The organism is Pseudoalteromonas sp. SWYJZ19, assembly GCF_015864375.1.
In the GTDB taxonomy this organism is placed as follows: domain Bacteria; phylum Pseudomonadota; class Gammaproteobacteria; order Enterobacterales; family Alteromonadaceae; genus Pseudoalteromonas; species Pseudoalteromonas arctica.
In genome coordinates this window covers 192,361-206,317 of the sequence record NZ_JADYXI010000001.1, presented here as the reverse complement: position 1 = coordinate 206,317, position 13,957 = coordinate 192,361, and the positions used below count along the sequence as shown (strand labels likewise).

At 37.7% G+C, this 13,957-nt stretch carries 12 protein-coding genes and 2 tRNA genes; all 14 read left to right on the top strand.

The window, feature by feature from the left end; genetic code table 11:
- The first annotated feature begins 235 nt into the window (after nt 1-235).
- The 14 genes from I6F45_RS00930 (at nt 236) to I6F45_RS00865 (ending at nt 13,944) form a co-directional block, all read left to right on the top strand.
- A tRNA-Ser gene (locus I6F45_RS00930) sits at nt 236-326 on the top strand.
- An 84-nt stretch (nt 327-410) separates the two neighbouring features.
- Nucleotides 411-501 (top strand) — tRNA-Ser (locus I6F45_RS00925).
- Nucleotides 502-872: 371 nt separating this feature from the next.
- Nucleotides 873-1,769 (top strand): LytR/AlgR family response regulator transcription factor, encoded by an 897-nt coding sequence (locus I6F45_RS00920; RefSeq protein WP_231609581.1) that lies wholly within the window; start codon nt 873-875, stop codon nt 1,767-1,769.
- A gap of 118 nt (nt 1,770-1,887) precedes the next feature.
- A complete protein-coding gene (locus tag I6F45_RS00915; protein ID WP_197159443.1) occupies nt 1,888-2,700 on the top strand; it encodes a CPBP family intramembrane glutamic endopeptidase in 813 nt (270 codons plus the stop codon).
- Nucleotides 2,701-2,713: 13 nt separating this feature from the next.
- Entirely contained in the window at nt 2,714-2,959 is a 246-nt protein-coding gene (locus I6F45_RS00910) for a hypothetical protein (protein ID WP_165727867.1), read from the top strand.
- Between the two features lie 161 nt (nt 2,960-3,120).
- Nucleotides 3,121-3,501 carry a hypothetical protein gene (locus I6F45_RS00905; RefSeq protein ID WP_007586920.1) on the top strand — a complete coding sequence of 127 codons (381 nt, stop codon included), beginning with the start codon at nt 3,121-3,123 and terminating at the stop codon, nt 3,499-3,501.
- 128 nt (nt 3,502-3,629) lie between these two features.
- Nucleotides 3,630-4,088 carry a GAF domain-containing protein gene (locus tag I6F45_RS00900; protein WP_007586917.1) on the top strand — a complete coding sequence of 153 codons (459 nt, stop codon included), beginning with the start codon at nt 3,630-3,632 and terminating at the stop codon, nt 4,086-4,088.
- Nucleotides 4,088-4,366, top strand: a complete 279-nt coding sequence (locus tag I6F45_RS00895; RefSeq protein WP_002961910.1) for a hypothetical protein — start codon at nt 4,088-4,090, stop codon at nt 4,364-4,366. Before I6F45_RS00900 ends, I6F45_RS00895 begins: the two co-directional genes overlap by 1 nt.
- 15 nt (nt 4,367-4,381) lie before the next feature.
- On the top strand, nt 4,382-5,032 hold the full coding sequence (proQ, locus tag I6F45_RS00890; protein ID WP_007586916.1) for an RNA chaperone ProQ: 651 nt from the start codon (nt 4,382-4,384) through the stop codon (nt 5,030-5,032).
- Nucleotides 5,033-5,058: 26 nt separating this feature from the next.
- Complete coding sequence (gene prc, locus I6F45_RS00885; RefSeq protein WP_197140571.1) at nt 5,059-7,083, top strand: carboxy terminal-processing peptidase; 2,025 nt, start codon at nt 5,059-5,061, stop codon at nt 7,081-7,083.
- Nucleotides 7,084-7,264: 181 nt separating this feature from the next.
- The gene (gene nhaC / locus I6F45_RS00880) at nt 7,265-8,728 is read left to right on the top strand and encodes a Na+/H+ antiporter NhaC (protein ID WP_007586912.1); all 1,464 of its coding nucleotides are present in this window, start codon (nt 7,265-7,267) and stop codon (nt 8,726-8,728) included.
- Between the two features lie 47 nt (nt 8,729-8,775).
- Nucleotides 8,776-11,370 (top strand): aminopeptidase N, encoded by a 2,595-nt coding sequence (gene pepN / locus I6F45_RS00875; RefSeq protein WP_197159442.1) that lies wholly within the window; start codon nt 8,776-8,778, stop codon nt 11,368-11,370.
- Nucleotides 11,371-11,592, top strand: coding sequence for a DUF2835 family protein (locus I6F45_RS00870; protein WP_010552655.1), 222 nt, complete (start codon nt 11,371-11,373; stop codon nt 11,590-11,592).
- Nucleotides 11,593-11,844: 252 nt separating this feature from the next.
- Complete coding sequence (locus tag I6F45_RS00865) at nt 11,845-13,944, top strand: DUF1302 domain-containing protein (RefSeq protein WP_197159441.1); 2,100 nt, start codon at nt 11,845-11,847, stop codon at nt 13,942-13,944.
- Nucleotides 13,945-13,957: the final 13 nt, after the last annotated feature.

The window sequence follows — 13,957 nt, the reverse complement described above, 5'->3', positions numbered from 1 at the left end:
GTGAAACGTGTGTGTTTCGATAATTTAACTAAAATTAGATTACCAACTCTTATATGTTTGGGCAAACCTTTGTAGATCAATAGAGTTAAATATTTAAATAAAAGAGTATTGACGGCTAAATTAAAAACACTTTGTTCTAACTTTAGACAAATTAATTGTTTTTTAAGCACTTAAACAATTAATTAAAAAAAAAGCTTCACAAAAGGGATGGGTTTCCCTATTATGCAGGCCGTGCGGAGAGATGGCAGAGTGGTCGAATGCACCGGTCTTGAAAACCGGCATGGGTTTATAGCCCATCTAGGGTTCAAATCCCTATCTCTCCACCACTTATTTAATAAGTGTGTGGTAATTAAAGTATCATTCATTTAAATAGTTAATTAGTACACTCTTACTTTTAACTTAGCAGTATCGGAGAGATGGCAGAGTGGTCGAATGCACCGGTCTTGAAAACCGGCATGGGTTTATAGCCCATCTAGGGTTCAAATCCCTATCTCTCCACCATATAACAAAATAGCCCGCTAATTTAGCGGGCTTTTTTGTGTTTGGAACAAAATCAGTGCACTTATACCAATCCGCAATAATACTTAATCATTTTGCGGGGCTAAACGTGTCGCTCCCTGCGTTAAAAAACTCTCATTTAGAACAACTAAATAGCGAATTTTTTGCCTAGCTATCAACACGTTTTTCCGCCCTCAAAATAGACCACCTAATTAAGCGAATTGGTATTACATGTTTTATCTCTCATTAGTAAAATCTTAAAAGCAGATAGAATTGCTCACACACCACCTTCTGCTGTTAAATAACGTTGATGTTCTCTTCCTTTTTTTGTTTTTAATAAAAATACCATCACAAAAAATTTTAAATGAGTTGGAATGCACATATTAATGTGTGCTATTTTTAAATATTGGTGGATTAAAGGTATGCAAAGTAGGATGTTGTGGCTCAAAGATGATCTAGATTCGAGAAAGTTAGTTGTATATCGTGCCGTCATGTTTTCGTTTATAGCGCTTTTTGTACTTTTTGTATTTCAACCTTTTGGCACTTCAAGCGATACCGAGTCTTACAAGTTTCTGCGGCTTTTTGGCTATGGGTTAGTAACCTTTTGTGCTTTGCTATTGTCAGGTTTCATAGAAATAGTGTTACTTAAGTTTAAGCTAAGTAAATTAAGCCGTTTAATTATTATTCCTATCACATATATTTTAATTACTGCGTTATTCAATCATGGGTATTTTGTGGTTGCTGTACTTGGGTCTTGGCATTGGCAGAATCAATTACTTTTTGTAGGGTATATTTTTTGTATTGGTGTATTTCCTCTTATTTTTTTACTCGTGGTAAATAGGCATGTAATAGATTTAACTAAGCCAAGTACAGTTAGCGTCGATCAAGAGCAGTTGAGAGAAGTTGAATTAAAGACAATTACTCTTAAAGGCGATAATAAAAACGACGAAATTAGCACGGCTCATCACCATATTTTATTTATTAAATCTTCAGACAACTATTGTGAAATAACAATACAGGAAGGAGCTTCAACTTCACGTAAACTATTACGTGTATCTCTTAGCGGTTTATTAAAGCAGCTTCCAGAAAATACAATTATATTACGATGCCACCGTTCTTATGCGGTCAACCTGCAAAACATTCAGCACTACAGTGGTAATGCTGGAGGGTTGCAATTATCGCTGCATACAATTGATATTAAAATACCGGTGTCTCGTTCTTATGTAAAAGTAATAAAAGATGCTTTGTCATTAATCCCAAAAACATGTTAATCCCCCCTAAAACATGGGCTTTATACCTCGTCTTGTAATTGAGACCTAATAAGTCGCTTTGTATTTTTACTATTGCCAAGATTAAGTTGAAATTTACAACTTAACGAGGAAAGTAGATATGAAACACGCTATCAAGGCACTTGTAATAATTTCTATATTTGTATTTTGCCACTATGTAATGAGGCAGTTTTGGGGAGAAGGTTGGTCTAGCTGGTTGTCTGAACTTGATAATCTAACTGGCATTTTATTTACCCCCGCTAAATATACTTTTTTATATGGACCGTTAGTTATTGCGGCTATTATTTTGTTTAAACAAAGTGAGCCTTTTGAATCTATAGGGCTTAATTCTTCTGGTTTTATTAACTATGCACTCGCAGCAATTATTTGTTGTGCTCCTATGGCAATAGGTTATGGATTTTTGAGTGATGAACTTAACCTATCAATACCAGCAATAATCACCGGCTCAGTTTATGCGGGTTTTTTTGAAGAGCTAATTTTTAGGGCTGCATTGTTTGGTGTTTTATTTAAATATTGTAGATGGGGCTTTGTGCCTGCGGCATTAATTAGTTCAGTAATATTTGGCCTGGGTCATATTTATCAAGGTAATGATGCGATTTCTGCATTGATGGCGGTTGCGATCACTACTGTAGCAGGTACATGGTTTGCGTGGCTATATTGTGAATGTGGTTATCGTATTTGGTTTCCTATGTGGATGCATATTTTTATGAATGCAGCTTACGGAATATTTGGTATGTCGGGTGGCGCAGTAGGTGATCTACAAGGTAACTTGTTTAAAGCAACAGCCATTGTGTTAAGTATTGTGTATGTTGAGATGCTAATTCGACGAGGAAAGCAGCGCGAAGTTACATTATCAAAATTATTTCAATGCACTAAAAGTGGCCTTTATACGCAACAAGCTAACTTAAATTGATTGGGAAACGACCATGCTAGAACTATTTATTGTAATAACTATATTTAGCTCACCCTTTGTGATTCTTACTATTACTAAACGTTATTTCACCTATAAAACTACAATAATGGCAGCGCAAGCAAAATTTAAAGGACTGAGTAATAATAAGATAACAAAATTAGAGGAACAAACAGCGATGTTGAACAAAAGATTGGCAGTGCTAGAGGAAATAGTAACATCTCGCCACTTTGAGTTATCAAATAAAATAGCTCAGTTATAAGCACTTTGATAAGTATGAGCCTATTAATTTATTAATAGGCTCATACTGCAATAAGGTTTATTTTTAATCATAAATTACGACCATAGTCTCTATTTCTAAGCTTTAGATCTTGGTGCATGCTTAATACATTAAAATTTATACTCTGTATTAAGGATTATTAGATGAAACATCAACTCGCAAAAAGTGTCGCGCTTTCATTATTGTCCCCGGTAATTATTGGTAGCTTGTTAGGATTGTATTATGCACTAACGCTACAGGGTGATTTCTTATCCGTATTTTTTCAACTATTGATGACTGCTATCTCAAATGCACATATTGTAGGCTTAACGATGGCGGCCTTTGTTGTGCCAGGGTATTTACTAATGTTTAAGTATTCTAAAGTTAATTATTCAGGTGTATTAACGCTTGGTTTGTTAGGTGGCGCTATATTTAGTTACTTATTAAGTGCCTCAACTGGCGAGATATTTTTGATTAATAGTGTTATGTCAGCATTTGCAGCCGGACTGTTTTTATTTGGTCTTCGCAAATCGGTAAAAAAATAATCGTAGCATTATTAACCAAGCACGCTGATAAACGGTGTGATTTCCTTTTTTTTACCTCCAAAAGGTTCCAATTTTTCACGACAAAGAGTACCTTTAGCTACTGTATGTTTAATAAGAAGTAGTTTGGTATGCAAAAGCACGATTTTTACCAGTCATTAGTTAAGCAAACTGAATCGCTGATAGCTGGTGAATCTAATGTAATTGCCAATTTGGCAAACATAAGCGCGCTGTTATTTACCTCTTTAGAAGATGTAAATTGGGCGGGCTTTTACTTTATGGATTCTCCTACTGAATTAGTACTTGGTCCGTTTCAAGGTAATCCTGCATGCATCCGTATTCCCGTTGGGAAAGGGGTATGTGGAACAGCTGCGGCAACCGCTGAAACACAATTAATTGAAGATGTTCACGCTTTTGACGGGCATATAGCCTGCGATGCAGCGTCTAACTCTGAAGTGGTTGTACCTATCATGAAACATGGTAAAGTATTCGCAGTACTAGACATTGATAGTCCAAGTATTGGCCGATTTGATGCTGATGATAAAGCTGGCCTTGAAGCATTAGTGAAATGCTTAGAGGCGAGCCTGTAATGAAAGATTTGCTAAATGTTCAAGACTACCTATTTGCTGTGCAAGATGTTGGCGACTGGGAAGGCGAAGAAGAGCATGTAGCGGAAACGCTCAATGATTTAATTCATATTGCATGGGATCGTCTTCCAGATGATTCAGAATGTGAATTTATTGATGAAACAATTAATGGTATTTGGGAACACCTTCGGGGTGATATGGCTGTAATAGAAGCCGATTTCGAAGAGTTGGTCGACTGGGTAACACACTACGTCGATTCGTCCCTTGATGAAAAGATGTGAAAAATAGGTTCTAAAATGGAAACCACAAACAAGCTAAAAGATATTAATGAAGTGTTGGAATTTTTATATCAAGAATTCCCACAATGTTTTAAACAAAAAGATGGCATCAAGCCGCTTAAAGTAGGTATTTTTAAAGATATTGCTGAGCGTATTGAAGGGTCTGAAAAAGTAAGTAAGACTCAAGTTCGTCAAGCGCTTAGAAAATACACGTCTAATTGGCGTTATTTAGAAGCTGTGACAAAGTCAGAGTTTCGTATTGATCTTGATGGTAATCAAGGTGAAAAAGTTGAGCAAGAGCATATCGACCATGCACAAAAAGCATTGGAAGAAAGCCGTGCTAAAATGGCAAAACGCAAAAAACAACAGCGTCCTCGCCAAGATTCTGATTCTAAATCTTTCAAGAAAAAACCAGCTCATGCTAGCAAAGCAGGCGATAAAAACGCACCTGCAGCTAACAAACCTGCTAAAGCAGCGCCAGTTAAACGTTCAGGAAAAATTGAACCTTTACCAGCAACTGAGGTCAAGGTTAATAATAAGGTTAAGGTTAAACTTGGCCAAGCACTTGTAAATGCAGTAATCACTGAAGTGAACAAAGATGACGTTCATGTTGAATTAGTGACTGGTATGCAAGTTAAAACCAAAGCTGACAGCTTATACATCGTTTAAGTTGTAAATAAATTAAGGAGTTGTGTATGAGTAAAAAGTTTACGCTCATTCCGTTAGTTGCTGCCCTGTTTTCAGGTTCATTATTTGCTGCTGTAGAAGCCGTTACAATTGACGATTTACCCCAGCTTAAGCAAGAGAGTCAACATGGTACTGCTAGCAAACGAGTGGCTAGCTTATTTGCTCGTTCACACTATACACCGGTTCGATTTAACGATGAGCTTTCTAGTAAAGTGTACGATCGTTATATCGAATCCCTTGATTTTAATAAAAGCGTTTTCTTAGCCAGCGATATTGCTTCTTTTGAGCAATATCGTGATGACTTTGATAACGCTATTACTACCGGTAAATTAGACTTTACGTTTGATATTTTTAACTTAAGTCTTAAACGCCGTTTTGAACGTTACGAGTATTCACTTACTTTACTTGAAAAAGAAATGACGTTTGATAAAGAAGATGAATACTTTTTTGACCGTGAAGATTCAGCATGGCCTTTGTCACAAGCTGAGCTTGATGAAATTTGGCGTGAGCGTGTAAAGTACGACGCACTGCGTTTAAAAATGACGGGTAAAGATTGGGAAGGCATTAAAGAAGTGCTGACCAAACGCTATAAAAATGCAGAAAAACGTTTAGTACAATCTAATTCAGAAGATGCTTTTCAAATTGTTATGAATTCGCTAGCACGTAGTATTGAGGCGCATACGTCTTATTTATCGCCACGTCGTGCAGAGCAATTCAAAATGGATATGGACTTAGAGCTTGAGGGCATTGGTGCCGTACTAAGCCCAGATGAAGACTACACTGTTATTCGCAGCTTAGTGCCGGGAGGCCCTGCAGATAAAACAGATCAAATTAAAGCTGATGACCGCATTATTGGTGTTGCCCAAGATGGCGAAGAATTTGTAGACGTAATTGGCTGGCGTTTAGATGACGTAGTTGATTTAATTAAAGGTCCTAAAGGGACTAAAGTACGTCTACAGTATTTAAAAGGTGTTGACGCTCACGGCGCACCTAAAGTTGTTGAAATCACGCGTGATAAAATTCGACTTGAAGATAGAGCGGCTAAATCAGAAGTATTTGAAGCAAAATACTCTGATTTAACAAGTAAAGTTGGCGTGATTGAAATTCCAGGCTTTTACAATAATCTTTCGAAAGATGTAAAAGTTGAGCTGGCTAAGCTTAAAGAAGAAAAAGTTGATGGTATTATTATCGACTTACGCCAAAATGGTGGTGGTTCTTTATATGAAGCAACACAACTGTCTGGTTTGTTTTTTGACCAAGGTCCAGTTGTTCAAATTCATACCTTAAATAACCGTATTGAAGAGCAAAAAGATCGCGATGGTATAACTTATTACGATGGTCCTTTAACTGTTTTAGTTGACCGTTACAGTGCCTCTGCTTCTGAAATATTTGCAGCAGCTATGCAAGATTACGGCCGTGCGGTTATTATTGGCGAGCAGACTTTTGGTAAAGGTACTGTACAGCAGCACAAAGGCTTAGGCCGCGCTTACGATTTATACGATAATGCGCTGGGTAGCGTACAGTATACGATTGCTAAGTTTTATCGTATTAACGGTGGTAGTACGCAACATAAAGGTGTGATCCCTGATATTTCGTTTCCATCAGCAATTGATCCTGCAGAGTGGGGCGAAAGTAAGCAAGATAATGCACTTCCTTGGGACAGCATTGTTAAAGCGAAATACAAAAAATTAGGTAATTTAACACCTATTATTACGTATCTTGAGAAACAACACGAAGTACGAATTAAATCAGAACCAGAATTTGGTTATGTATTTAATGACATTACCTTATACAACGAAGAGAAAGACCGTAAAACTATCTCTTTAGTTGAAGCAGACCGTATTAAAGAAAAAGATGAAGGTGAAGCACGTGCACTTGTACGTACTAACGAGCGTCTTAAGCGTTTAGGTAAAGATCCGGTAGAAAACTTAGACGATTTACCTGAAGTAATTGAAGAGCTTGACCCATTTTTGGAAGAAGCTGCATTAATTACTCAAGATTATATTAATTATGGTCGTATAGCTAAGAAGTAACAACTGGTTTTACCTCTATAAAAAAGGCGCATTAGCGCCTTTTTTACTACCTAAAATTTACTAAATTGTTATAATATTTGATTACATAAAGTTGAGCTAGAACAATCATGCTCAATTAATGCGCTTTACGTGCTAAAAATAATAATTAAACACACAGTAAGTGTGTCTAGGAGTCTCTACTTTGAAGCTATTGGATGACAAACCAATCAAGCCCGCCTCGTTTTTTGATGCATTAATTCCTATCTCTGTATTAATTTGTTTACTTGGTGCTGCCGTTTACTTATTTGGTGATAACTCTTCATCAGGCCCTAACCAAATTGCACTTTTATTTGCTACTTTTGCAGCGGCTTTAATTGGGCTTAAAAACGGTTATACATGGAAAAAATTAGAACAAGCTATGATCGAAGGTATAACGCTTTCACTTGGCGCTATCCTAATTTTACTTATGGTAGGTGCGTTAATTGGCACTTGGCTACTTTCTGGAACTGTACCAACTTTAATTTATTATGGCTTGCAAGTTATAAACCCAAGTTGGTTTTATGCAGCGAGTTGTTTAATTTGTGGCATTGTAGCTATGAGTATAGGTAGTTCTTGGACTACTGCCGCTACGATAGGTGTTGCTTTATTAGGCGTTGCAACGGGTCTTGGACTTGAACAAACAGTTACAGCAGGCGCTGTTATATCTGGCGCGTACTTTGGTGATAAGTTAAGCCCGCTGTCTGAAACAACCAATTTAGCGCCAGCAGTTGTAGGCGCTGATTTATTTGAGCATATTCAACATATGCTGTGGACGACAGTACCAAGTTTTGTAATTGCGCTGATTATATTTATATTCATGGGCTTTAACGCAACTGCTTCAAGCGAAGCGGGGCGCATTGATGAAATAACGGCTATTTTACAGCAAAACTTTAATATTGGTTTTGAAATGCTAATCCCGCTAATTGTACTTTTAGTTTTAGCGATTAAAAAAATGCCAGCCTTTCCTGCTATCTCTATCGGTGCTGTTGTGGGCGCTGTTTGGGCCATGTTGTTTCAATCTGATTTAATTGCTAGTCAAATTGATGTTTCTCAAGGGCAGTTAGTTGGCTATTTTAAGCTTGTTTGGACGACGTTTTTTGATGGTTTTAGCATAAGTACAGGCGATGACAAAATGGACTCCCTACTCAGTGGTGGCGGTATGTCTGGAATGCTTACAACCACATGGCTTATTATGACTGCACTGATGTTTGGTGCCATTATGGAAAAAACAGGCCTTTTGGATATTTTTGTTAAAAGCATACTTAAAATAGCTAAAAGTACGGGATCGTTAATTGCGGCAACAATAGCAACGTGTATTGGTACTAACGTGATAGCGGCCGATCAATATATTGCAATTGTTGTACCTGGTCGTATGTTTAAAGATGAATATGAAAAACGTGGTTTGAAGCCTGTTAACTTATCTCGTACATTGGAAGATGGCGGTACAATTACCAGCCCACTAATTCCATGGAACACGTGTGGCGCATATATGCAAAGCGTTTTACTAATAAATCCTTTTGATTATGCACTCTACGCTTTCTTTAACTTAATTAACCCTGTTTTAGCGGTGGTTTATGCCTACTTGGGCATTAAAATTTTACGTATTAAGCCAAAACAATCCGCCTAATTTTAAACAGCTCCTTTTAACTTAAAAGGAGCTGTTTTGGAGTATCTATGACTGAATCAAGTAAACCTCAAGCACAATATCTTAAAGACTATAAAGCTCCTGATTTTTTAATTGACCACACAGAGCTAACCTTTGACTTACAGCCATTATCAACCAAAGTAAGCTCTTTGCTAACGCTTACGCGTGTTGGTGATAAAAAAGCACCTTTAGTGCTTGATGGTATTGATTTACGCTTACTGTCTTTATCTATTGATACGGTTGATATAACTGATTATGAAATTATTGGCGAGCAGCTAATAATTAATAACCTACCGGATAGTTGTCAATTAAGTATTGTGACCGAGATATCGCCTGAGACGAATACTTCTTTAGAGGGTTTGTATTTATCTGGCGGTGCGTATTGTACACAGTGTGAAGCGCAGGGTTTTAGAAAGATCACCTATTACATGGATCGCCCTGATGTACTTGCCACGTTTGATGTAACTATTATTGCCGATAAAAAGTATCTACAACTTCTTTCTAATGGTAATCAAGTAGACAGTGGTGAAACACAAGATGGTCGTCATTTTGTTAAATGGCAAGACCCATTTAAAAAGCCGAGCTATTTATTTGCACTTGTAGCTGGCGATTTTGATGTTTTAAAAGATACGTACACGACTAAAAGCGGCAAAGATGTAGAATTAGCATTGTTTGTTGATAAAGGTAATTTATCTAAAACACCCCATGCTATTGCCTCACTCAAAAAGGCAATGCAGTGGGATGAAGAACGCTTTAATTTAGAGTATGACCTTGATATTTATATGATTGTAGCCGTCGATTTTTTCAACATGGGCGCGATGGAAAATAAAGGGCTAAACGTTTTTAACAGTAAATGCGTATTAGCTAATCAAGAAACAGCCACAGATAAAGACTACCATACGATTGAATCCATTGTAGGGCATGAGTACTTTCATAACTGGACAGGTAACCGAGTTACTTGTAGAGATTGGTTTCAGTTATCGCTAAAAGAAGGGTTAACTGTATTTAGAGACCAAGAGTTCAGTAGTGATTTAGGCTCTCGTGCACTTAACCGAATTGATGCGGTCAAAGTTATGCGTACGCATCAGTTTAGCGAAGATGCAGGCCCTATGGCTCACCCAATTCGCCCTGAGAAAGTTATTGAAATGAATAACTTTTATACAGTAACTGTATACGATAAAGGTGCTGAAGTTATCCGTATGATGCACACATTACTGGGTGAAACTAATTTTCAAAAAGGGATGACGCTTTACTTTGAGCGCCACGATGGGCAAGCAGTTACATGTGATGACTTTGTAAGTGCGATGAGCGATGCATCAGGTGTTGATTTAGAGCAATTTAAACAATGGTACAGCCAATCAGGTACACCGCGTTTAAATGCAATTCAAGAATTTGATAGCAGCTCAAATACATACACTTTGACAATCGAGCAAACAGCGCCAGCTAATCAGCCAGAGAATAAAAAGCTTCATATACCTTTTGCTATTGAACTACTTGATGCCAATGGACAAAGTATTGCTCTGCAATATAAAGGTAAAAAGCTAGATCATGTACTCGATGTAACTAATGCGACTCAAATATTTAGCTTTGATAATATTTTAGAAAAGCCTGTTGCGGTTTTGCTAGAAGACTTTTCTGCACCTTGTATTTTAAACCAGCAAACAACAGAGCCCGAACTATTGCATATTATGCGTTTTGCGCGCAGTGATTTTTCACGTTGGGATGCACAACAGCAGCTATTCATTAAGGCGATTAAATCTCAAATCACCGATGCAACGAATAGCGTATTAAGCAGCGAAATTATAAATGCGCTACGTGTACTTATAAACACCAAAGAGGGCGATTTAGCTTTAATTGCAGAGCTGTTTAAATTGCCGAGTTTTGACACGTTAGCTGCTGAATTTGATGTAATACCTGTAGATGACATTATTGAAATAACAGAAAAGTTTGAGCAACAAATTGCTGATGAACTTGCTGATGAGCTTCTTAGTTGTTACGAATCTCTTGAAGATGATGGCAGTATAAGTGCAAGCGCTGTTGCGAATCGTGCTTTAAAGCAAATATGTCTGCACTACCTTGCTAAAACACAAAGTCCAGAAGCTGTAACCTTTATTAAAGAAGCTGCAAGCTCGACTAATATGACTAATGTACTTGGTGCCCTTAGCGCTGTGGTAAAAGCTTCACACCCTGTTAGAGATGAGCTTTTGAGTCATTTTGATAGTCAGTGGCGTCATGATGTTTTAGTCATGGATAAGTGGTTTGCACTGCAAGCTATGCAATCAGGCAGTACTGCTATAGATGATATTAAGGCACTTTACGAACACCCGTGTTTTGATTTTTCAAATCCTAACCGTGTACGTGCACTTGTAGGAAGTTTTAGCCACTTTAATACAGCACAATTTCATCGAGCAGATGCTCAAGGCTATGCGTTATTAGGTGATTTATTAATAAAACTTAATGCAATTAATCCACAAAATGCATCGCGTATGCTAACACCGTTTATGTCGTGGAAGCGTTACGATGATGTACGCTCACAAGCAATGAAACTGCAATTACAGCGCTTAGCCAATTTAGATGGCCTAAGTGCTGACTTGTATGAAAAGGTTGAAAAAGCGCTCGCATAAATGATTGAGTATTATTTTACCTTAAGATTGAGCTATAACGAGTGCATGGATTACTACCATGGCCGTTTTAGCTCTTTACAAGTTGTAGAGGATGGCGGTAAAACAATTCGTTTTGCTGCTACGCATTTGAGGCCCTTCATTTCGAGCTTGGGTGTACGTGGCCGTTTTAGACTCTTATTAACCCCCGAAAACAAGTTCATCCGCCTAGAGCGAGTGGCCTGACACTCGGTTTTTATGTTATATATACATAAAAATATTGTATTTTTGTTAATTTCAATTTGTCCTATTGTTAAATTACGTGTATAAATTATCTGGTACGACGTCTTACCAATACGTAAGCGTTAACCAGAATAAGAAGTATATGACAGATTAGAGCGAGTATTTGTAATTTTACTGATTCGCTTCTATCGTTATGATTACACTAAAAACAATAACTTGATCACACAAAATGACCCGCGACAGGGGGGAACCAAAATGATAAGAAGATCGCTTTTTGTTAAAAATAGAATCGCTATAGGTTTAGCAGCCGCTAGTTTAGGTTTATCTGCAGCAAGTACTCAAGCTGTAACATTTGAAGCTGGAGGTTTTGATATTACCTTCGATTCAACCTTTTCATATGGGCAAAGTGTTCGTGCAGAAGACAGAGACTTTAACCTAATTGGCAAAAGTAATAACCCAGCATTTGATTGGACAGGATACAACCCAGCGCTAAGTAATACTATTTACTCATCACAAGATGTATGGGCACAACCGGGCTCTTACTCAAACAATGGTGATGCGGGTAATTTAAATTTTGATAGTGGTGACTCCTTCTCAAAACTATTGAAGGGCACACACGACCTTTCAATAAATAAAGATAACTACGGTTTGTTCACTCGCTTCATGTATTTTTATGACTTTGCGTTGATGGATGGCAATCATGCATATTCAAATCCTACATCAGGGCAGGGTGTTGATCCATGTGACGATAAAGACACCAAAGCACAAAGTTGTGCCGACATACGTTTATTAGACGCGTTTGTATGGGCCGATTTTGATTTAAATGATGGTAATAACCCTTTATCTGTCCGTTTAGGCCAGCAAGTAGTTAACTGGGGTGAAAGTACGCTTATATCTCATGGTATTAACGTAAACCCAGTTGATATAGATCGATTAAAAGCACCTGGCGCTGAGCTAAAAGAAGCATTTATACCAATCGGTATGCTTTGGGCATCGCTCGGAATTACTGAGAATATTACGCTTGAAGGTTTCTACCAATATCAATGGCAAGAAACACGTTTACCAGCAGCAGGTACATACTTTTCTACTAATGACTTTGCAGCAGAAAATGGTTATCAGCAGAATGTTCAATTAGGCTTTACGTCTAATCCTGATATTGATGTTGCTTTTTTAACGGATAGTTTAAATAACCTAACATCTGATTTTGCATTAGCAGCAGCTGCTCAAGGTATTGATCCTTCAAGTGCTGAAGGAAGCGCTTTATTAGCCCAAATGTATCTTGCTTACCCAACTAAGGTTGCTTTAAAAGGCAAAGGGGATAATGGTAAAACAGAACCTGAAGATGGCGGCCAGTACGGTTTACGTTTAGGTATATTTTTACCTGAATTTAATGATACTGAAATTGCGTTATACCACGTGAACTACCACAGTCGTCGTCCGCTTATATCTGGTCGTGTATCAAACTTTTCGCAGGCAGCAATTGCTCAAGATTTAGCGATGATCATGACAACAGAAATTACGTCAGATAATGTTGCTGATTTAACCGCTTTTTCTAAAGCTGAAAACGACTACCCAGAAGATATTAAACTATATGGTTTAAGTTTTAACACAACTATTGGTGAAACAGCCTTTGCGGGTGAGTTTGCGTTTCGTCAAGATGAACCACTGCAAATTGATGACGTAGAGTTACTTTATACAGCTATGCCTGAGCAGTTAGCTCTTGCAGGTCTTCGTCCTGATTTTGCAGGTATTTCGCAAATGAGTTTTGGCGATGATATTAGTTCTGTTGGTGCGGGTGAAGTTGCTCAAGGCTATATTGAACGTGATACATCACAAATTCAATTCACGGCTACTCACTTATTTGGACCTTCATTAGGTGCTGATAGTTGGGCTGTAGTTGGTGAAGTGGGTGCAGTAAAAATTCATAACATGCCAGAATATGACGAAATGCGTTTAAATGTATCCGGTACTGGCCGTAGTGGCACAATTACAGGCCCAGGTACTACTGATTATTCAACATTGCAACTTGGTTTATCAAATGGCGCTGAAGAAAAATCATTCGCCACAGCATCTTCTTGGGGTTACCGCTTAATTGCTAAAGGTGATTATTTTAACCTTTACAAAGGTATTAACTTCTCTCCACGTTTTGTATTTTCTCATGACGTAAATGGTAATACACCAGACCCTATGTTCTTATTTATCGAAGACCGTAAATCTTTGGGTGCAACCATGAACTTTAACTACCAAAATGCGTGGTCACTTGATGTGAGCTATAACTCGTTTTGGGGCGGCGGCGATATTAATACTTTCTCAGATCGCGATTACGTTTCTTTTAACTTAAAATATTCTATTTAGGGGTAACATTATT

Bases quoted from the DNA above. Each gene is read 5' to 3' on its own strand.
- I6F45_RS00920 (WP_231609581.1), top strand. From the start codon at position 873: ATGCACATATTAATGTGTGCTATTTTTAAATATTGGTGGATTAAAGGT.
- I6F45_RS00915 (WP_197159443.1), top strand. From the start codon at position 1,888: ATGAAACACGCTATCAAGGCACTTGTAATAATTTCTATATTTGTATTT.
- I6F45_RS00910 (WP_165727867.1), top strand. From the start codon at position 2,714: ATGCTAGAACTATTTATTGTAATAACTATATTTAGCTCACCCTTTGTG.
- I6F45_RS00905 (WP_007586920.1), top strand. From the start codon at position 3,121: ATGAAACATCAACTCGCAAAAAGTGTCGCGCTTTCATTATTGTCCCCG.
- I6F45_RS00900 (WP_007586917.1), top strand. From the start codon at position 3,630: ATGCAAAAGCACGATTTTTACCAGTCATTAGTTAAGCAAACTGAATCG.
- I6F45_RS00895 (WP_002961910.1), top strand. From the start codon at position 4,088: ATGAAAGATTTGCTAAATGTTCAAGACTACCTATTTGCTGTGCAAGAT.
- proQ (WP_007586916.1), top strand. From the start codon at position 4,382: ATGGAAACCACAAACAAGCTAAAAGATATTAATGAAGTGTTGGAATTT.
- prc (WP_197140571.1), top strand. From the start codon at position 5,059: ATGAGTAAAAAGTTTACGCTCATTCCGTTAGTTGCTGCCCTGTTTTCA.
- pepN (WP_197159442.1), top strand. From the start codon at position 8,776: ATGACTGAATCAAGTAAACCTCAAGCACAATATCTTAAAGACTATAAA.
- I6F45_RS00870 (WP_010552655.1), top strand. From the start codon at position 11,371: ATGATTGAGTATTATTTTACCTTAAGATTGAGCTATAACGAGTGCATG.
- I6F45_RS00865 (WP_197159441.1), top strand. From the start codon at position 11,845: ATGATAAGAAGATCGCTTTTTGTTAAAAATAGAATCGCTATAGGTTTA.